We start from the raw sequence: 19,750 nt of genomic DNA on the forward strand, positions 1-19,750 counted from the left end.
CCCGCCGTCCTCTTCAATGATGGGCCGACCTTCACTTCGCCCCTGGGGGATTCCTTCGCGCATGTACTCCGAGTTCTGTTCCATTACGCTGGCGGCCGGCTGGGGCAGTCGCATGCCGGCCGATTCCCCGCCCAAGCCGTGCTGCAAGGTCGGGCCGGTCTCGGTCATCGAGAACGCCCTGCGGACCTTCGAGGATGCGGGCATCCATCGCCACGTGGTCGTCGTCGGCTATCGGGCCGAGGAGATCATGGCGGAGGTCTGCCGGCGCCGGCCGGACGTCCTGTTCGCCTTCCAGCCCGAACGACGCGGCACCGGCGACGCCGTCCGGTGCGCCATGGACCTGCTGAACGCGGCGTCCCGGCCCGGGCACGTGCTGATCTGTGCGGGCGACAAGGTCGTCGAGGCCCGGGCCATCCGCGGGATGCTGGAGGAGTACCTGGCGTCCGAGCACGACCTGTGCGTCCTGGCCGGTCCGTCCGAGCACTACGGCTACACCGGGCGCCTGATCGTGCGGGACGGCGGCGTGCAGGCCGTGATCGAACAGGCCGACGTGCAGGTCCGCCGCCTGGCCGCCGCCCTGCAGGAGATGGCGCCGCAGGAGCGTCCGCAGACGGTGGGCGAGTTCCTGGCCCTGTCCGCCGGCTACATCCGGCGCAAGGCGGGGCCGGGCAAGTACCTGCCCGCGCTGGCCGGGCTGGTGGCCCGGCCGGCGGACACGCCGCTGCCCTGGGACGCCGTGCAGGCGGCCATCGCGGGGCTGACGGACGGCTTCCACATGCGGAGCGGCCGCATCGAGCTGCGGGAGGCCGTCGAGGCCCACCTCTGCAACTTGAGCGTCTACGCGGGCCGCTTCGACCTCCTGTGCCGCAAGGTGCGCGACCTGCGCACGAACAACGTGCAGCGGGAGCTGTACTTCACGGACGTGCTGGACATGATGGCGGCCGACGGACACCGGGTGGGCCTGTTCCGCATCGACGACCCGGCCGAGGTGATGGCCTTCAACACGCCGGCGGAACTGGAGGAGGTGCGGCTCGTGCACGCCGTGCGCACGCAGAAGCACGTGCGCTACCCGGCCGCCGAGCAGTGGCTGAACTACCTGGCCTGGCACGGCCCGGCCGGCCCGGCGACGACCGCAATGGCGGGGCTGGCCGCGCGCGCCGGACGCGACCGCGCCGCCATCCTGGTCCGTTCCCCCGGACGCATCAACCTGCTGGGCCGGCACGTGGACCACCAGGGCGGCCGCTGCAACCTGATGGCCATCAACCGCGAGGTGGTCATCGCGGCCGCCCCGCGGGACGACGATCGCATCAACCTCTGGAACGCCGATCCCGGGGCCTATCCCGACTGCAGCTTCGCCTTCGGCGAGATGGCCGCCGACATGGCCTGGGAGGACTGGCTGCGGACGCTCGGCACGCAGCATCTGCGCCGCATGGCGTCCGGACGCGGGGCCGACTGGGGGCACCTGGTCCAGGGCGCCGCGTTCCGGCTGCAGCATCGGTTCCGGGGGCGGCGCCTCAGGGGTATGGACGCCTTCGTGTGCGGCGAGATCCCCGTCGCGGCGGGGCTCAGCTCGTCCTCGGCGCTCGTCGTGGCGGCCGCCGAGGCGCTGGCCGAGCTGAACGCCCTGAACGTGCACGCGCGCGAGTTCGTGGACCTGTGCGGCGAAGGGGAGTGGTTCGTCGGCACGCACGGGGGCAGCGGCGACCACGCCGCCATCAAACTCGCCCGCAGCAGGGAGGTCATGGCGGTCTCCTTCTTCCCCTTCGACGTGGTCGGCCACCACCGGTTCCCGCACGACTGCGTCCTGCTCGTCTGCCACTCCGGGCTGCCCTCCGACCTCGGCCCGGAGGCCCGCACCCGCCTGAAGGCGCGGGTGGCCTGCTGCCACATCGCGCGCGAGATCGTGCGCGAGAGCCGGCCGGCGCTCGCCGACCGCATCGAGCACCTGCGCGACCTGAATCCCGAGCGCCTGGACCTGTCGCTGCCCGGCCTCTACGCCCTGGTCAAGGACATCCCGTGCACAATGGATGCACGTGCAATCGAGGCGCTGGCCGGACGGCGGGCGGCCGTCAGGACGGCCGTTGAGGCGCTGGACCTCCGGAACGGGCAGTTCCCCGTGCGCGACGCGGCCCTGTTCATCGTCTCCGAATGCGCGCGCGCACGCATGGCCGCCGACCTGCTGGACCGCGCGGACGCGGCCGCCCTGGGGCAGGCGATGAACGTCTCGCACGACGGCGAACGCGTCGCCGCCGCGCCCATCCGGGCCACCGACCGCTACCTGGACGGGCTCATCGCGCGCTCCGCGCGCCCCGAGTCCCTGGTCGAGGCAGGCGTGGCGCTCTGGCAGCAGCCGGGCGGCTACGGCTGCAGCACGCCGCAGATCGACCGGATGGTCGACTGCGCGCGCACGCAGCCCGGGGTCCTCGGCGCGCAACTGGCCGGGGCGGGGCTGGGCGGATGCGTCATGGTGCTGCTGAAGCGGGAGGCCGTCGAGCCGACGCAGCAGGCACTGGCGGAGGGGTACTACGAGCCGAACGGCCTGGAGCCACGCACCTTCGTGTGCGAACCGTCGGGGGGAAGCCAGGTCCTCACGACCGTCGAGGCCCCGCCGGCGGCGCCTTGAGTCGGATTCCACAGGCAGAGCAGGAGGCAGGGCAGTGCGCACGGACGGACGGATGCCGGACGAAATGCGGGCAATGACCATCGAGCGGGGCTACACGTGCCACGCGGAGGGCTCGGTCCTGATTCACGTCGGCCAGACGCGCGTGCTCTGCACGGCGATGGTCGAGGACCGCGTGCCGCCGCACTGCATCGGCAAGGGGAGGGGCTGGGTGACGGCCGAGTACTGCCTGCTGCCCAGCTCCGTCCCCGAGCGGCGCAGTCTGCAGCGCCCGGTGGGCGGCCGGACCCACGAAATCCAGCGCCTGATCGGCCGGGCGCTCCGCGGCGCCGTGGACCTGCACCGCATCGGCGGACGCACGATCTGGATCGACTGCAACGTGATCCAGGCCGATGGCGGCACGCGCACGGCGTCGATCACCGGCGGCTTCGTGGCCCTGGTCGATGCCCTCTGGAGCCTGAAGGAGCGCGGGGCCTTCGAGAGCATCCCCCTGACGCAGGGAATCGCGGCCGTGAGCGTCGGCGTCGTGGAAGGGCAGCCCGTCGTCGACCTGTGTGCGGACGAGGACCGGGCCGCCTCGGTGGACATGAACGTGGTCATGACGCACGACGGCCGGTTCGTCGAGGTGCAGGGCACGGCCGAGGGGCTCGCCTTCAGCCGAGACGAGCACGACGCGATGCTGACCCTGGCGCAGGACGCAATCGCGCGCATCCGGGGCCTGCAGGCGGAGGCCCTGGGCGAACGGCTCGTCCTCTGAGGCCCGCCATGCATGAGACGGCGGGAACCCCCGTGTGGAGGCCGGCGTTCGTGGTCTCCGGCCGGACGGCCCGGCGCATCGCCCGGGCCCCGGACGGCCCCCTGGAGGCCAGCCTGGACCTGGGCCGAACGCGCTCGACCGTGCGGATCGAGGCGGACTCGGCCACGCTTCCGGACGGCCGCACGGTGGACAGGGCGGCACTTGCCGAGGCCGTCTCCGACGGCGAGGACTGCATCGAGCTGACCCCCGCGGCCCCGCGGAAGGTCTACGCCTACAGCCGGGAACGTTGCTGCTACTACAAACTGTTCCAGCCGTTCGAGGACCGCCCGCCGACCATCGTCATCAACGGCGCCACGATGCACGCCATCGTGGGAAAGGACCCGTGGCAGGACGCGGCGGCGAAGGTCGGGCAGGTGGTTGCGCCCCGGCGCGGCGGGCGCTGCCTGGACACCTGCTGCGGGCTCGGCTACACGGCCCAGTTGCTCGTGCAGACCGGCTTCCGGCCCGTCGTCTCCTGCGAGGTCGATCCGAACGTGCTCGCGGTCGCCGCCGTGAACCCCTGGTCCGAGGGGCTCTGGTCCGAGGGGATCGAAGTCGCGCCGAGGGACCTGCGCGACATCGTGGCCGACGCGCCGGACGCCCGCTTCGCGTGCATCTTCCACGACCCGCCCACGGTGCACCAGGCCGGGGACCTGTACGCGGAGGAACTCTACCGCGCATTCGCGAGGGTCCTGGCGCCGGGCGGCGTCCTCTACCACTACGTGGGCGAGCCCGGACGGCGGGTGGGCCGCGACTACGCGCGCGGGGTGATCCGCCGCCTGCAGGCCGCAGGCTTCGCGGACGTGCGGCGGGCGGTGGCGGGCGTGCTCGCGCGCAAGACGAGATAGCGGCCCTACGGCGGGCCCGGGAGCCGGTCCACGAGGTCGGCCAGCGTCACGCGGACCAGGAAGTCATGCGCCTGCCGTTCGGCCTGCGCGAAGACCTCGTCGATCAGCGGCGCGTAGCCGGCGCCGGCAGCCGGCGCCCGGGTGCGCCGACGGGACTCCACGGCGGCGACGACCTCGGCGACGCTGATCAGGGCGGGGGGGCGCATGAGCGCGTAGCCGCCGGCCGGGCCGCGCGTGCTCCTCACCAGGGCGCGTCGCTTGAGCGCCAGGAGCACGTGCACGAGGTAGTTGGACGGGGCGCCGGTGCGCCTGGCGATGTCGCGCAGCCTGGCGGGCTGGTCCTGCGCGTGGAGGGCCGCCAGGTCCAGCGCGGCCAGCAGCGCGTAGCGGGTCTTGGCGTCGTAGCTCTGCATGTCGTCCCGAGCGAAGGGGACGTCAGGAGGCGGCCGGAGCGACCGGGACGCGTCGGGTCAGGGAGTCCTCGCTCTGACCGTCGAAGATGTGGGCCTTGCGCAGGTCGAACGCGATGCGGGCCTGGTCGTTGACGCGCATCCTGCTTCGGGGGTCGACCTTGGCGACGATGTCGTGCTTCTGTGTGCGCCCGCGCAGGTAGACCAGGGTCTCGGCGCCGAGCGGCTCGACGACCTCCACGTGGAGGTCCGCAACGTTCTCCGGCGGCCCTTCGGTGAACAGCGCACTGTCGTGCAGGTCCTCGGGACGGATGCCCAGGGACACGGCCTTGCCGATGCAGCCCTGCACGCACGAGGCCAGTTCGTCGGTCAGCGTGAGCGTCACGTCGTCGGAGGCGAAGGCCAGCCCGCCCTCGCGCCGCTCGATCGTGCCGTCGATGAAGTTCATGGGGGGGCTTCCGATGAAGCCGCCGACGAACCTGTTGACCGGATGGTCGTAGAGCCCCAGGGGGGCGTCGACCTGGAGCACGTACCCGTCGCGCATCACGGCGACGCGCGAGCCGAGCGTCATGGCCTCCACCTGGTCGTGCGTGACGTAGATCATGGTGGCGCCGAGGCGTTCGTGCAGACGCGCGATCTCGACGCGCATCTGCACGCGCAGCTTGGCGTCCAGGTTGCTCAGGGGCTCGTCGAACAGGAACACCTTGGGCTGGCGGACGATGGCGCGCCCGACGGCCACGCGCTGGGCCTGGCCGCCGGACAGCTCGCGGGGGCGGCGTTTCAGCAGGGCGTCGATCTCGAGCAGCTCGGCCGCGTGCCGCACGCGCCGGTCGATCTCGTCGGTCGCGTATCCGCGCAGCCTCAGGCCAAAGGCCATGTTGTTGTAGACGGTCATGTGGGGGTAGAGGGCGTAGTTCTGGAAGACCATCGCGATGTCGCGGTCCTTGGGCAGCACGTTGTTGACGACCTGCCCGCCGATGGAGACGCGCCCGGAGGTGATGTCTTCCAGGCCGGCGACCATGCGCAACGTGGTGGACTTGCCGCATCCGGACGGGCCGACCAGCACAAGGAGGCTGCCGTCCTCGACGGTCAGGTTCACGTCGTTGACGGCCTTGACGCCGCCGTCATAGACCTTGCATACGTTCTCGAACTTCACTTCCGCCATCGGATCTCTCCCGCGCCGTCAACCTTTGATGGCGCCTTCGCCGACGCCGCGTATGAAGAAGCGCATGGTGAACGCGAACAGCACGACCAGCGGGATGGCGGAAATAAAGTAGGCCGCCATCAGGGGGCCCCATTCCTTCACGTAGGCGCCCTGGAGGTGGTAGAGGCCCACAGCCAGGGGCAGCAGTTCCGGGTCGCGCAGGGTGATCAGGGGCAGGATGAAGGAGTTCCACGTGCTGACGAAGTTCAGGATTGCCAGCGTGGAGATGATGCCGCCGCACTGGGGGACCACGACGTGCATGACCTGCTGGAAGTGAGAGGCGCCGTCGATGCGCGCGCACTCGAAGAACTCCTTCGGCATGTCCTCGATGAAGTTCCGCAACACGTACAGGCAGAGCACCTGGCCGCCGGCGGCCGAGACGATCGACAGGCCGATCAGCGAGTTGAGCATGTTCAGCCGCTTCATGAGGTTGAACAGCGGGATCAGGTTGGCCACGCCCGGCATCAGCATCAGGAGCAGCAGGGCCATCCAGAACAGGTCCCCGAGCGGCACCTTGTAGCGGCCGAAGACATAGGCGGCGATGATCGCGACGGCAAGCGTCAGCACGGTCGTCGTGACGGCCAGGAACACGCTGTTGGCGATGTGCACGCCGACGGTGTTCCAGCCCACCACCCAGTTGCCGAAGTGGAGGGGCCAGGTGGGGAGCCAGGTTTGGTTGTAGAACTGCGCGTTGCTCTTGAAGCTCACGACCAGCATGACGTAGAAGGGCATGAACACGAGGGCCAGCATCACCCACAGATAGGCGTGCTTCAGGAAGCGCGCACCCGGCCCCTCGGACATTCTGCTCATTTCTTGACCTGCACCAGCTTGTTGTTGACCCACGTGAGCACGACGATGACGAAGAACAGCAGGATCCCGATCGCGCACGCGTAGCCGGCCTCGCGCGCCCAGAAGGCCTTGTAGTACATGTAGAGCCCGGGCACCATGGCCGCGCCGCCGGGGCCGCCCTCGGCGCCCAGCAGCACCAGGATGAGGCCGTAACCCTTCAGAACCCCGATGATCATCAGCACCAGGTTGACCCGCACCTGCGTGGCGATCAGGGGCAGCTCGATGTAGAGGAACTTGCCGAACCACCCCACGCCGTCCAGCTCCGCACACTCGTAAACGGACCGCGGTATCTTCTCCAGGCCCGACAGGTAGATCAGCACGCCGATGATGCCGATCCACGGGAACCCCCAGAAGATCAGCGCCGGCAGCACCAGGTCCGAGTCACCCAGCCAGGAGGGCGTCACGCCGGCTTCGAAGATCGCCTTCTGCGCCAGCCCCAGTTGAACCAGCCATCCGTTGGCGGCCACCAGCAGATCGAGCAGCCGGCTCCAGGAAAGGAACGCGTTCAGCAGGCCGACGACGGGGTTGTAGAAGAACTTCCAGATCAGGAGCATCACCATCTGCGGAACCACCATCGGCACGACGAACAGGAGCCGGTAGAGGTAGCGCATCTTGTCCGACGTCGTGCGGTGGATGACCACGGCGGTGATCATCGAGGGGATCATCTTGAACAGGTCGGCGACGAACAGGATCAGGACGATGATGAAGGCCCGTCCCAGGACCGGGTCGGAGAAGGCGCGGCGGTAGTTCTCCAGGCCCACCCAGGTGGAGACCTCGTCGCCGTCCCACAGGTAGAAGCTGTAACGGATGCCGGTGATGGCCGGCAGGTACATGAACAGCCCGACCAGCAGCACGGTCGGGAGCAACAGGAGGTACAGGGGCCAGTAGGACCTCAATTGCGATAGTCTGACTCGTTCGCGCGCCATCCGGCTCCTCGACTACGTTCCCGCTACGGTTTTGCGGCTACGCTGTCTATCCACACCCGTATGTCATTGTGGCGAGTGCCGAGCTGCACCACGTAGGCTTCCATGATGCGCTGGTACTGCGCCTGGCTGTCGGCCGTCAGGGCCTTTTCGGCGCCGACTGCGCCGGCCAGGGCGGCTCGCCGCAGGGCGGCGAAGCGTATCTGCTGGCTGAGCGTCTGCTCGCCGTTTCTGAATTCGGAGGCGACGCCCCCCGGCAGTTCCCGGTCGTAGGCCGCCATCAGGCTCTCGACGAAGGCCCGGTAGTCGATCTTGCCGCCCAGAAGCTCCTTGAAGGTCTGTTCGAAGGCAAGCTCCGCGCCGGGCGCGTCGTAGGTGATGCACGAAGCATAGCCTTCGATGAGAGGGGCGAAGGGCTGCAGATGCTCCGCCAGCCGGGCTCCTTCGGCTACGGGCAGCCAGGACATGGTGCGGTTGAGCTTCTCGTTGGCCTCCAGGGAGGTGGCGAAGCGAAGGAAGTCGAGCGTCGTCTCCACGTTCGGGGAGTCCTTGATCACGCCCATGGGGAATCCGCCCCGAAGCCCGGCCTCCGTCGTGGGCCCCGCCACGAGCGCGCCGTATCGCGGGTGACTGGGGGAGGGCAGGGGGATTTCGGCCACGGCCAGGTCGAACTCGGCCTGAACGCGCATGACCTCGAAGTCCCACGTGCCCGTCGTGATCATCGCGGACTGGCCCTGCAGGAAGAGGAACACCGCCTCGTCCCGCCCCAGGGCCGTAAACCCGGGCGCAAAGTACTCGGCCAGTTCCTGAATCAGCGCGAAGTTGCCCTGCAGGGCGGGTTCGTCCATCCGGACCGCCCCCGAGTAGAGGGGGGCCGCCGACTCGATTCGGCTGACCGTGCCGTTGAAGTCCCGGTCCAGGCGGTCCAGGTAGTCGGCGGTCAACGCGGTTCGGTAGGTGTTGAAGAACTGGCGGAAGTTGTACCACGAACCCGCGATCGGCTCCATGATCACGCCCTGCTCCTCGCCCCAGGCCTTCAGGCGGTCGCAGAGTTCGGTGAGGTCCTCGAAGGTCTCCGGGAACGGCCCGTCCCAGACCTTGCGTACCAGGTCGCGGTTGTAGAACAGCCGGACGGTCGAGGTCGCGATCGGCACGCGGAAGAAGCTCTGAAGCTCCTCGGAGTATCCCCCCTCCATCTCGTCGAAGAAGGCCTGCCTCCAGGGGACCCCCTCCAGGGGCGTGCCCGCGTTGTAGGGGTTCGGCTCGTCCACGTAGCGGTCCAGCGGCAGGAAGTAGCGGGCGTAGAACTTGGGCCACAGCGACCAGCCCACGGCGCCTCCGGACCCGACCTCGATCATGTCCGGGGCCGTGCGCCCGATCAACTGGGTGTTCACCCACTGGAAGTAGCCCTGCTCCGGGATGAGGATCTGCCGCACCTCCACGTCCGGGTGGAGCGCGGTGTAGTCCGCAATCAGATCGTCGATGGCGCTGCGGATGCCCGGCTCCAGTTGCCAGTGGGCGAACCGCAGTATCGTCTTGCGGCCCTGCCCCGGGGCCCCGCTCCGGCCGCGGAGGATGTTGGTGGCGACAACCGCCGTCGAAGCCAGGTACACGGTCACAAGCAGCAACAGGGCAGGGTAGCGCCGCAGCTTAATCCATAGGGATCGCACGATTCTCTCAGGCTCCCTCTTGGGCCTTCAGAGCGCGAACACGCTCCAGGCTCTCCCGGGCGCGGTAGAAGAGAGTGGTCCGCTTGAACTCCCGGGCGTAGCGTTCGTAGTACGTTGCCGCCAGATCGTAGTCCTTCAGTTCGTTCTCGGCGATGCGGGCGATCTGCCACAGCACGACGCTGCGGGTCTTGACCCCGGCGATGCCCTTCTTCTCCGCGATGATCAGGTGGTCGACCGCCTCGCGCATCTGCCCGATGCTCTTGTAGTGGTTCGCCAGCATGATGTGCATGGAGGGCGCGAGCCGATTGTCGGGATCGGTCTGGAGGCGCTGCTCGAGGACGTTTGCCCCGCGTTCCTCGCGTCCGGAAGGCGGAAGGCTGAATCCGGCGGGTGCCGCCTTGTCGGGCATAGGCTCCAGCAGCGAGGCGGCCAGATGGATCACGGCTTCGTCCGCGATGGGGTCGTCGGGAAAATCCCGAAGCAGGGCCATCAGGCGGGCCTGGCCCTCGTTCGTCCGGCCCTCGAGACCGGCCGTCCCCTCCGCCAGGTCGACCAGGGCCAGCCCCAGCGTGCTCTGCCGGAGAGCGTCGGGCGTTTCCAGTTCACCCAGCCGCTCGTAGCTCTCGCGGGCCCTCGGAAAGTCGGGGTTCGTCCGCAGGTGATGCGTGGTGGCCAGACCCAGCAGGGCGGAGTACTGGTCCTCGGCGGTGGCTTCCGGTGCGGCGGCGACGCCTTCGAAGACGCTGACGGCGACGTCGAAATCGCCGGTCGAGTAGGCGCGCCAGCCTTCCTCCAGCCGGGCGCCCCCGGAGCCCTCGCCGGCACCCTCTCCACAGCCTGCCGCCAGGGCGACACACGCGGAAACGAGCAACAAACCGATGGCCCTGCGCACGGGAACCTCCACAGCCATACCTCAACTGTACACGTCCGCCCGCCGGGATGCGGCATTCCCGGCACCGGCCCTTACTCTAACGGCTCGCTCAGGATTGTCAAGGAAACCCCGCGCGTTTCTACACGCGGAAGAGCTGCCCCATCCTGCGCCCGAGCAGCGCGCCGGCCGCCAGCAACGACAGGGCCAGGAACACCATCGCCCAGACGCCCAGCGCGCTGGCGATGTACGGGCCGTCCTCGATGCGCTGTGTCAGCACGAAGATGGCCTTGGTGATCGGGTAGAAGCGCTCCTTCATGGCCAGGATCAGGCTGTCGCTGACCTCCAGCATGGCGAACGAGAACACGAGGATCCCGCCGGCGATCAGGTTGGCGCTCAGCAGGGGGGCCGTGATCCGCCGCACGGCGCGCATGGGCGGGCTCCCGAGGTTGATGGCCGCTTCCTCCAGTTGCACGTTGACCTGCTGGAAGCCCGCATAGGCGGCCCGGACCATGTAGGGCAGGCGCCGGATGCCGTAGGCGATGACCAGCAGCGGGACCGGGTTCTCGCGCGGGTCCAGCGGCGTCCACGAGAAGGCCGCCACGTAGCCGAACGCCAGCACCAGGCCCGGCACGGCCAGGGGCAGCATGACCAGGGCGTCGAGCACCTGCGCGCCGCGGAACTTCGTCCGCACCAGCAGGTAGGCGATCAGCACGCCCAGAACCACGTCCAGCCCCGTGCTGAGGCTGCTGTAGCCGATGCTGTTGCGGATGCTGGACAGGGTCAGCGAGTGGCCCAGCGCGTCCTCGAAGTGGGAGAGCGTGTAGCGCTCCGGCAGGACGGTCATGAACCACTCCGCGCGCAGCGAACTGAAGATGACGGCCAGGTGGGGCAGGCAGGCCGCCGCCACCACCAGGAGCACGAACGAGACGATCAGCACGCTCCGCACGGGGCCGGCCGACCTCTCCGTTGATGCCGAGGGGCCCCGGGTCAGGGACTGGTACGCCTTCAGGCCGAAGAGCCGCTTGGTCAGCAGGAAGATGAGCGCCGTCAGGGCCAGCACCCCGACGACGAGCGCGTAGCCCTGCGGGTTGTTCTCCAGTTCGTTCACCTGGTTGAATATCTGCACGGCGACCACCCGGTTGTAGCCGAACACGAGCGGGGTGCCCAGGTCGGTGAACGCCCAGATGAACACCAGCACCGACCCGGCGAACAGCCCGGGCATCATCAGGGGCAGGGTGATGCGCCGGAACAGCCGCGGCCCGTGCGAGCCCATGTTCATGGCCGCCTCCTCGAGAGACGGGTCCACGTTGGCCAGGGCGGCGGCGAAGTTCAGATACATGATCGGGTAGAGATGCAGAACCTCCATGATCACGACGCCCCAGAACCGGGCCCCGCCGAGCCAGTCGATCGGGCTGCCGATCACGCCCGCCTGCATGAGCAGCAGGTTCAACGAGCCGAACCGGGCGAGCACCTGCCGCATGCCGATCGCCCCGACGAACGGGGGCATGATCATGGGCACCAGGAGCAGGCCGCTCAGGAGGCCCTTGCCGGGGAAGCGGTACCGAACCACCAGCAGCGAGAGCGGCAGGGCGACTGCGGCCGTCAGAAGCGTCACAACGCAGCCGAGCGCCAGGCTGTTCAGAATCGAGCTGCGCGTCAGGGCGTCGGTCCAGAAGTACTTGAAGAACGCGAACGTGAAGTGCCCCGCCTCGAACCGCATGGGCCGGATCGCCTGTGGAAACGCCGCCTCGATCATGAGCCGGTTGACCCGCTCCTGGCGGTGGGGCGGCAGCGCGATGTCGACGATGGACGAGGCGCCGCGCGCCTCCAGAGCGGCACGAAGCCCCGGGACGCCCCCGGCGTCCAGAGCGGCCGTCAGGTCGCGCTCGAGCGCGCGCCCGAAGACCTCCGCCAGCGGAGGCCGCAGGGCCTGCCAGTCCCACTCCTCCGGCGGCTGTGCCCTGAGTGCGGCGGCCAGTTCGGGACGGGTCGCCTCCAGTTCCGCGCGGAACCACTCGGGAGCGTCCTGCAACACCTGCTGCAGTTCGCCGACGGACAGGAGCCCCGTGCGGCTGTCGATCTGCCGCCGCGCCTGGTCGGTCCGCACGGCCATGGCCCGGCGGCCGGGCGGGGTGGCCGACAGGTCCCCGAACGCCTCCGCTTCCGTCAGGTCGCCTCGCGAGATGAGTCCGTTCAAGGCACGGAGGATCTCCTTGCGGGCATCCGGCGGGGTCGCCGCACCGTCCGCCGCGGCCTGAACGGCCTGCCGGGCCTCGGGGGGCAGCGCCCGGGCCAGGGCGCCGGCCGGCCCCGCGGCGTCGGTGGAGACGGCCGCGGCCGCGCTGAGCGCCGGCCAGTCCGTCACGTCGCCGGGCGTTACCTTCCACGAGCCGTCGAAGAACGCACCCTTGCAGGAATGGGCCAGCGGATACACGAGGAAGGCCGCCAGGAAGCCGAAGACAGGCAGCACAAGCAGCAGTGTCCGCACGCGCTTCATGCCGGAGGCTCTCCTGTCACTCGGGCAAGATGACGGCGTCGGCCGCCTCGAAATGAACGTCGATCCTCTGGCCCGTCTGCGGCGACTGCTCGCCCGGGTTCCCCTGGAACGCCTTCAGATCCTGGCCGCCCGCCGAGAGGACGAACTGCTCCACCTCGCCCAGGTAGAAGCTGCTCTCGACGACGGCCGAGAAGGCGTTGACGGGGCCCGGCCCGAGCCGCAGGCCCTCCGGACGGACCATGCAGACGGCGCGGCGGCCCGCCTCGGGGACGTTCGGGCCGAGCACGGCGTGCAGATCGCCCAACTCGGAGCGAAGCACACCCCGGCCGCCGGCCGCCTCCACCAGCGTGCCCGCGACCATGTTGGCCTCGCCGATGAACTCCGCCACGAACCGGCTCACAGGTCTGCGGTAGACCTCCCGGGGCGTGCCGATCTGCTCGACGCGTCCCATGCTCATCACGGCCAGACGATCGGCCATCGACAGGGCTTCCTTCTGGTCGTGGGTGACGTAGATCGTGGTGATCCGCGTCTCGTCGTGGATCCGCCGGATCTCGCGTCGCATCTCCAGACGAAGGCGGGCGTCCAGGTTCGAGAGCGGCTCGTCCAGCAGGACGACGTCCGGCTCGACGACGAGCGCACGGGCCAGGGCGACGCGCTGCTGCTGTCCGCCGGAGAGCTGGTTCGGCATGCGCTCCGCAAACCGTTCCATGTGGACCGTGCGGAGGGCCTCCGCCACGCGCCGCTCGCGTTCCGGCCCGTCCACCTTGCGTTCGCGCAGCCCGTAGGCCACGTTCTCCCCCACGGTCATGTGCGGCCACAGCGCGTAGTTCTGGAACACCATGCCCGTGTTGCGCCGGTGGGGGGGGACTCTGTCGATGGGGCGCTCGTCGAACAGGATCGAGCCGCCGTCCGGCTGAAGGAAGCCGGCGATCAGGCGGAGGATCGTCGTCTTGCCGCAACCGGACGGGCCGAGCAGGAAGAACAGCTCGCCCTTGCGAACCTGGAACGTCGCGTCGTCCACGGCCACGGTCCCATCGTAAGCCTTGGTGACGTGTCGCAGCGAGACGCCGGCCATCATCTCTCCTTCGCCAGTCGACGGTAACGGGTCTTGGCCTCCTGGGACCAGCGCGCCACCATGTCCGCCCGGAACGCGGCATCGCCCCAGCGGTCCTCGGCCATGCGCAGCAGATCGTCCTCGCTGATGGGGGGCTCCAGCAGGGCGCGGACCCTGGGATCGCCCTCCGGCAGGTCCCGCAGCACGCGCCAGGCCGCCGCCAGTTCGGTGTGCACGTCGATGATGCAGGCGCCGATCAGCGCGTTCAGAATGCCCCAGCGCCGGTTCTTCTTGTCCAGGTCGAACTCCACTCCGGACTCGAACTCGTAGGGGTCCATCCCGACGGCGGCGTACTGGCGGTAGCGCTCCACGAGCCCGCGCATGACGGGCAGCCGGTACAGGCCGTATCGCGCCGGGCCGCCGGGCGTCCCCGCCCGCTGCATCCAGATGCGCTGGCCGTGTTCGGACAGAACAAACCCGACGAACAACTCGGCCAGCTCCGCGTCCGGCGCTCCCTTCAGCACGCCGATCCCGTCCGGGTTGATCACCGTCAGGGCCTGGGGCAGGCAGAAGGCCATGCGATCCTCGCCCGCCTCGGCAACGGCTCGCAGCCCGTAGGTGTCGATCGCCATGCCGCAGGCGGCCTCGCCGGCCGAGACGTCCAGGGGCACGTCGCTGGCGCCGCGACTGAAGCTACGGCAGTTCGCGCACATCCGCATCACGTTCCGCCAGCCCGTCTCCCAGCCATAGGCCTGCAGGATGATCTCGAACGCCATGTGGATGCTGCCGCTCTGGCGCGGGTCCGCGCCGGCCACCCAGGAGAAGAACCCGGGTCGGCCCAGGTCAGCCCATTCGCGGGGCTCCGGCAGCCCGAGCACCCCCAGGACAGCCTTGTTGTAGAGGATCCCGAACCCCGACAGGCAGGCGCCGAACCAGAGCTGCCCCGCGTCGTAGACCTCCGTGCCCGCATGCGACTGGGGGATGGGCGCCAGAACCTCCGCCGGCAGACTGCAGCGGTGCAGAAGCCCCAACTGCGAGAACCGCAGGAACGGATCCGAGCCGCCTCCGAAGAAGATGTCGACTTCAATGCCGCCGGGGCGCGACTCGAACTGGTCCTCCACCCACTGGATGGCCGTGGTCGTGCCGCCCGGATCCAGCCACTCGATGTCCGTCAGGAAGCCGCGCGTCTCGGCCGTCCACTCCGCAAAGGCACGCGCGAACTCCCGGCGGATGGCCTCGGCGTGCGGCGTGACGATGACCAGCTTGCGGGAGGGCAGATCGGAGGTGTTTCCCTCCTGGACGCGGACGGGCTCCGGGCGCAACAGGAAAGGCACCCCCAGAACGACGGCGAACGCGCAGACGAACGCCGCCTGCATCGCCCGCCTCCCGCGCCCGCCCGATGTGCTTGATTGAGTCATCATGACCCGGCCGCCGAACACCGTTCGCCACAGCGTCGCAAGCGCGGTAGTCTAACGGCTGGAATGCCCGTTGTGAAGTTCACCCGGCATTTTCCGGTCTTCGCCGAGTGCCCCGTCCCCGTGCCGGTCCGTGCCCGCCGGGCGTACGGATCCTCCGCGGGTTGACCACCGGCCGGGCCCCTCGTATAATTGCCGACCCGCGGGCCGGGCCGGCAAGGGGGGCGAAGGGAACCGGTGCAATGACACACCTCGAACGGATGTTCCGGATCCGGGAGCGGGGGAGCACCGTCGGCAGGGAAGTGCTCGGGGGCGTCACCACGTTCATGGCGCTCTCCTACATCATCTTCGTGCAGCCCGCGATGATGCATGCGGCCGGCATCCCCCTGGCGGGGGCCTTCGTGGCCACCTGCGTGGCCAGTGCCCTGGCCTGCATCCTGATGGGCCTCCTGGCGAACTACCCGATCGCCCTGGCGCCGGCGATGGGCCACAACGTGTACTTCGCCTACGTCGTCGTCCTGAGTCTCGGCCTCACCTGGCAGCAGGGCCTGACGGCCGTCTTCGTCGGGGGCTGCGTGTTCGTGCTGCTCTCGTTCGTCGGCTTCCGCGCCCGGCTGATGGAGATCATCCCCGACAGCCTCAAGAGGGGTATCGCCGCCGGTATCGGGCTCCTGATCACGTTCCTGGGCCTCCAGTACAGCGGCCTCGTGGTCGGATCGCTCGCCACCGGCGTCCAGTTCGGAGACATCCACAACCCGACGACGCTGCTGGCCGTCTTCGGCCTCGCACTGACGCTGGCCCTGATGGCGCTGAACGTGCGGGGCGCCGTACTCTGGGGTATCGTCGGGACGACCCTCGTCGGCCTGGTGGGCACGCTGGCCGGCCGGCCGCTGCTGAACCTCCAGACGAGCGGGCACGGCGCATTCTCGCCCGCCGACTCGATGCTGAAACTGGACTTCGCCGGGCTCTTCCGTGCCGAGGGCTGGCTGACGATCATCCTGACGTTCCTGTTCCTGGACGTCTTCGACACCGTCGGCACCCTGATCGGCGTGAGCGAGCGCGCGGGACTGCTGGACGAGTCCGGGCGGCTCCCACGAGCTCGCTGGGCGCTCTTCAGCGACGCCGCCGGCACGGTCATAGGGGCCCTGATGGGCACCAGCACCGTCACCAGCTACGTGGAAAGCGCCGCCGGCGTCCAGGCCGGGGCCCGCACGGGCCTCGCCAACATGGTCACGGCCGTCCTGTTCCTGCTGGCGCTCCTGGCGTATCCGGCGCTGGCGGTCGTGGCCACGTGTCACAGCTACACGGAAGACGGGTTTCTGATGAGCCAGTACCCGGTGCTGGCTCCCGCGCTGATCGTCGTCGGCTCGATGATGCTCAAGAGCCTGGCCCGGCTGGACTGGGACGACGCCACCGAGTTCCTGCCTGCGTTCCTGACCGCCGTGCTCATGCCGCTGGCGATCAGCATCACCGAAGGGCTCTCGTTCGGGTTTATCAGCTACAGTGCGCTCAAGCTCGTCACCGGTCGCGGTCGCGACGTGCACTGGGCCTTCCATGCCGTCTCGGCGGTGCTGATTCTGCGCTACATCGCCGTGCCGCCTTGACGGCCAGACTCGCGGAGTACCCATGCAGGAACCGAACGGCAACACGATGATCCTGGTCGCCCTGGGCGACGACAAGGGCACGACCTGGCCGCTGACCGCCGGGCAGTCCTACACGATCGGTCGGAGCCGGAAGTGCGATCTCCGCCTCGGCGACCGCACCGTATCCGCCCGACACGCCGCGCTCGAATCCCGCCAGGGGCTCTGGATCGTCCGCGACCTGCACAGCTCCCACGGCACATTGGTCAACAAGCAGCGCCTTCTGGGGCCCAAGCCGCTGTTCGACCGCGACACGATCCAGTGCGGCAAGACCCTCCTGGAGTTCCGCAGCTACGAGGAACCGGATCCGGCCGACCTGCTGGAGATCGAGCGGGGGCTCTCCATCCGCCAGTAGCGTGCGCCGCAACGGCTCGGCGTGCGCCGCAACGACCCGGCATGCACGGCAGCAAACCGGCATGCGCGGCAACAGACCGGCATGCGTCGTAACCCCTCGGCGGCCGCCGCAGCGACCCGTCATGCGCGGCCACTCGCTTGGCCCCGGCGCGGCCCTGGCGGAGGACGGCCAACCCCCGGCAGGGGAGCGACGCGCCGGCGACATCCCGCCAACGAGGCCCGAGAAGCCCCAGGCCGCAGCATGCCATTCACCCTCGGCATGACGTCCGATAATCAATATTATGTATTATTCGGGGGGGGCGGGCGCCCGGGCCGTTTCGTCCCGCGACCTTCCTCGGACATGCAGGGCCGCCGATTCCGTCGAGGAAGCCCGGCGCCCCGCCCGCTATCGGCAAACGCCCGGGCATGCCGACGATCCGTGCACTGACCATCTCCGTCAGCACCGAGTCCTTGCGCGAGCCGCCGGAACACCACCGACCCGCCGATTCCGGCCGCGAAGCCGGGTTCCCGGCCCGGAATCCACGCGATCTGTCGACGCCGCACGGACACGCCCTCCGCGCGTCGCCCCCGCGCTCGGTCCGCTCGGCTTCCGGCCGGGTCGGCGTGTGCCGCACGACCCGGGCCACGCGAGCCGCGGATCGAGACACGAGACGCCCGCGCCTCTGCGTTCGCGCAGCCGTTCACGGCCTGCGACGGCCCGCGCCTGCCGTCCGTCGCGCAATCTGGAGGGCGTGTGGACGCGTGCCATGGCCCGTCTGCCCGGTCTGCGGCGTGTGGGTATCTGTTGTGTCGGCCGGACGCCGCCCACTGACGGAACACGGGCGATGCGGGCGGAGATGCGGCCCACAGCCCGGCTCCCGCGCGATTCTGCTTGCTTTTGCGTGGGGAGTGATGTAGACTATTGCGTGGGTTGGTGCGCAGCGAACTGGTGACAAGTGCGTCAGAATGGAGCATCCATGGAGCGGCGTCGGCTGGAAAGCACGCGAAGCGACGGCCTCCGTAAGATGCACACTGTGAAAGAGATACAGGATGCCGCGCGGGACCATGGCCGGGCTTCGCCTGCCTTGGGCCGGTGTCGGCATAGGGTTTGCTTGACTGTCCGGTCGTTACAGACGTACTTCTCACCTTTTCAAAAGGAGGGCGGCGCATGAGTCGCCTCATGTTCAAGGTCTGGATGGCGCTGCGGTCCAAGAAGGGCCAAAGCTTGGTTGAGTATGCTCTGATTCTCGCTCTGGTGGCGATCGTCGTCATCGTCGCCCTGACGGCGCTGGGCGGGTCGGTCGAGGACAAGTTCGTGGACGTCACGAACACCCTGGACAACAGCACGTCGGGCGGATAGCCGCAGCACCGTGAGCGGGGTAGAGCCCGGCTACGCGCAGGCGGCTCTACCCCCGCTCTTTTATGGCTGTTCAGAGACAGCGCTCGCCGGCACGCTCGTGTGGGGCATGGCATGCGGGCGGCTGGGCTATGCAGGTGGCAGAACGATGGGCAGACCGGAGGAGGCTTTCCGCGGCGATCGGCGGCGACACGGGCAGACGCTGGTGGAGTATGCCATGATCCTGGCTCTGGTGGCGCTCGTGGCGGTCATCGCGTTGCGCACCCTGGTGCAATACCCGGTGGACCCCGTCACGACGGTGGCCAACGTCATGGACAACGCAACCTGAGGCGACACGGCGAGGGCACGCGCACTCGCATCGCTTTACGCCAGGACGTCCTGCATCGAGTAGACCCCGGGTTCGCGTCCCGCCAGGAAGACGGCCGCGCGCACCGCTCCGCGGGCAAACACATCACGACTGCTCGCCTTGTGGACGAGTTCCACGCGCTCCCCTTCGGCGGCGAAGATGACCGTGTGGTCGCCGACGATGTCGCCCCCGCGCACGGCGTGGATGCCGATCTCCTCGGGCGTGCGAGGACCGCAGAGCCCCTCGCGGCCGTGCCTCAGAACGACGGCCGGGTCTCGTTCCAGCGCGGCGCAGATGCGTCGTGCCAGTTCGGCGGCGGTGCCGCTCGGGGCATCCTTCTTGCGCCGGTGGTGTGCCTCCACGATCTCGATGTCATACCCGTCCCCCAGTGCCCGGGCCACCTCTGCCGCCAGCCGGAACAGCAGGTTCACGCCGATCGACATGTTCGGCGCCGCCAGCAACGGCACGCGCGTCGCCACGTCATCCCGCAGCTCGGCCAGTTCCGCCTCCGTGAGCCCCGTCGTGCCGGTCACGAAGGCCACGCCGGCGGCCGCGCACTGCCGCGCCCGCTCCATGGTGCTCTCGGGCGCGCTGAAATCGATCAGAACGTCCGGGGCGCCGCACAGATCCACACCCAGCCGAATCCCCAGGGCCCCCGCGCCGACCAGCACGCCGGCGTCCTGCCCGAGCGCCGGATGGCCCGCCCTTTCCAGCGCGCAGACAAGACGGCACTGAGACGCCTGCGAGACCAGCGACACGACACGCCGGCCCATCGCGCCGGCGGCCCCGTTGACGGCGACGTTCATTGTCTGTCTCTCCCCGGAATCCGGATGGATCGGCCCGCCGGCCCGCACCTGATAGGTGACGGGCGGCCGGCGTGCGCGCTATAATAGAGGATCGGTGCGACGCCCGCAACC

17 protein-coding genes are annotated in these 19,750 nt (G+C 69.3%); 7 read left to right on the top strand and 10 right to left on the bottom strand.

Annotation, left to right across the window (positions count from 1 at the left end):
- Positions 1–61 precede the first annotated feature (61 nt).
- From GXY85_00580 to GXY85_00590, 3 genes are read left to right on the top strand one after another with little or no spacing between them, the layout of a single operon-like run.
- Positions 62–2,623, top strand: coding sequence for an NTP transferase domain-containing protein (locus tag GXY85_00580; protein ID NLW49323.1), 2,562 nt, complete (start codon positions 62–64; stop codon positions 2,621–2,623).
- A 52-nt stretch (positions 2,624–2,675) separates the two neighbouring features.
- A complete protein-coding gene (gene rph / locus GXY85_00585) occupies positions 2,676–3,377 on the top strand; it encodes a ribonuclease PH (GenBank protein ID NLW49324.1) in 702 nt (233 codons plus the stop codon).
- Positions 3,378–3,385: 8 nt separating this feature from the next.
- Positions 3,386–4,264: a methyltransferase domain-containing protein gene (locus GXY85_00590; protein ID NLW49325.1), complete on the top strand. Its 879-nt coding sequence runs from the start codon at positions 3,386–3,388 to the stop codon at positions 4,262–4,264.
- A gap of 5 nt (positions 4,265–4,269) precedes the next feature.
- Here the strand turns inward: GXY85_00590 and GXY85_00595 are convergent, their stop codons facing one another.
- The 9 genes from GXY85_00595 to GXY85_00635 all read right to left on the bottom strand — a co-directional run bounded on the left by GXY85_00595 (position 4,270) and on the right by GXY85_00635 (position 15,118).
- Positions 4,270–4,677 carry an Rrf2 family transcriptional regulator gene (locus tag GXY85_00595; GenBank protein NLW49326.1) on the bottom strand — a complete coding sequence of 136 codons (408 nt, stop codon included), beginning with the start codon at positions 4,675–4,677 and terminating at the stop codon, positions 4,270–4,272.
- A gap of 22 nt (positions 4,678–4,699) precedes the next feature.
- Positions 4,700–5,839 carry a sn-glycerol-3-phosphate ABC transporter ATP-binding protein UgpC gene (ugpC, locus tag GXY85_00600; GenBank protein NLW49327.1) on the bottom strand — a complete coding sequence of 380 codons (1,140 nt, stop codon included), beginning with the start codon at positions 5,837–5,839 and terminating at the stop codon, positions 4,700–4,702.
- Between the two features lie 18 nt (positions 5,840–5,857).
- Positions 5,858–6,688, bottom strand: a complete 831-nt coding sequence (locus GXY85_00605) for a carbohydrate ABC transporter permease (protein NLW49328.1) — start codon at positions 6,686–6,688, stop codon at positions 5,858–5,860.
- A complete protein-coding gene (locus tag GXY85_00610) occupies positions 6,685–7,653 on the bottom strand; it encodes a sugar ABC transporter permease (protein NLW49329.1) in 969 nt (322 codons plus the stop codon). The genes GXY85_00605 and GXY85_00610 overlap by 4 nt, the downstream gene beginning before the upstream one ends.
- Positions 7,654–7,676: 23 nt before the next feature.
- Positions 7,677–9,320, bottom strand: a complete 1,644-nt coding sequence (locus GXY85_00615) for an extracellular solute-binding protein (protein NLW49330.1) — start codon at positions 9,318–9,320, stop codon at positions 7,677–7,679.
- A 7-nt stretch (positions 9,321–9,327) separates the two neighbouring features.
- Complete coding sequence (locus GXY85_00620; GenBank protein NLW49331.1) at positions 9,328–10,212, bottom strand: tetratricopeptide repeat protein; 885 nt, start codon at positions 10,210–10,212, stop codon at positions 9,328–9,330.
- A gap of 118 nt (positions 10,213–10,330) precedes the next feature.
- The gene (locus GXY85_00625) at positions 10,331–11,911 is read right to left on the bottom strand and encodes an iron ABC transporter permease (protein ID NLW49332.1); all 1,581 of its coding nucleotides are present in this window, start codon (positions 11,909–11,911) and stop codon (positions 10,331–10,333) included.
- Between the two features lie 793 nt (positions 11,912–12,704).
- Positions 12,705–13,763, bottom strand: coding sequence for an ABC transporter ATP-binding protein (locus GXY85_00630; GenBank protein NLW49333.1), 1,059 nt, complete (start codon positions 13,761–13,763; stop codon positions 12,705–12,707).
- Complete coding sequence (locus GXY85_00635; protein ID NLW49334.1) at positions 13,763–15,118, bottom strand: ABC transporter substrate-binding protein; 1,356 nt, start codon at positions 15,116–15,118, stop codon at positions 13,763–13,765. The genes GXY85_00630 and GXY85_00635 overlap by 1 nt, the downstream gene beginning before the upstream one ends.
- A 281-nt stretch (positions 15,119–15,399) precedes the next feature.
- Here GXY85_00635 and GXY85_00640 point away from each other — a divergent pair, with 281 nt between their 5' ends.
- The 4 genes from GXY85_00640 to GXY85_00655 all read left to right on the top strand — a co-directional run bounded on the left by GXY85_00640 (position 15,400) and on the right by GXY85_00655 (position 18,815).
- The gene (locus tag GXY85_00640; protein NLW49335.1) at positions 15,400–16,761 is read left to right on the top strand and encodes an NCS2 family permease; all 1,362 of its coding nucleotides are present in this window, start codon (positions 15,400–15,402) and stop codon (positions 16,759–16,761) included.
- 22 nt (positions 16,762–16,783) lie between these two features.
- Entirely contained in the window at positions 16,784–17,152 is a 369-nt protein-coding gene (locus GXY85_00645; protein ID NLW49336.1) for an FHA domain-containing protein, read from the top strand.
- 1,146 nt (positions 17,153–18,298) lie between these two features.
- Positions 18,299–18,490, top strand: a complete 192-nt coding sequence (locus GXY85_00650) for a Flp family type IVb pilin (protein ID NLW49337.1) — start codon at positions 18,299–18,301, stop codon at positions 18,488–18,490.
- A gap of 145 nt (positions 18,491–18,635) precedes the next feature.
- Entirely contained in the window at positions 18,636–18,815 is a 180-nt protein-coding gene (locus GXY85_00655) for a Flp family type IVb pilin (protein ID NLW49338.1), read from the top strand.
- A 35-nt stretch (positions 18,816–18,850) separates the two neighbouring features.
- On the opposite strand, the gene GXY85_00660 is transcribed toward GXY85_00655, so the two are convergent.
- Entirely contained in the window at positions 18,851–19,639 is a 789-nt protein-coding gene (locus tag GXY85_00660) for a 4-hydroxy-tetrahydrodipicolinate reductase (GenBank protein ID NLW49339.1), read from the bottom strand.
- Between the last annotated feature and the right edge of the window lie 111 nt (positions 19,640–19,750).

Source organism: Candidatus Brocadiaceae bacterium, assembly GCA_012728835.1.
Taxonomy (GTDB): domain Bacteria; phylum Planctomycetota; class Brocadiia; order SM23-32; family SM23-32; genus JAAYEJ01.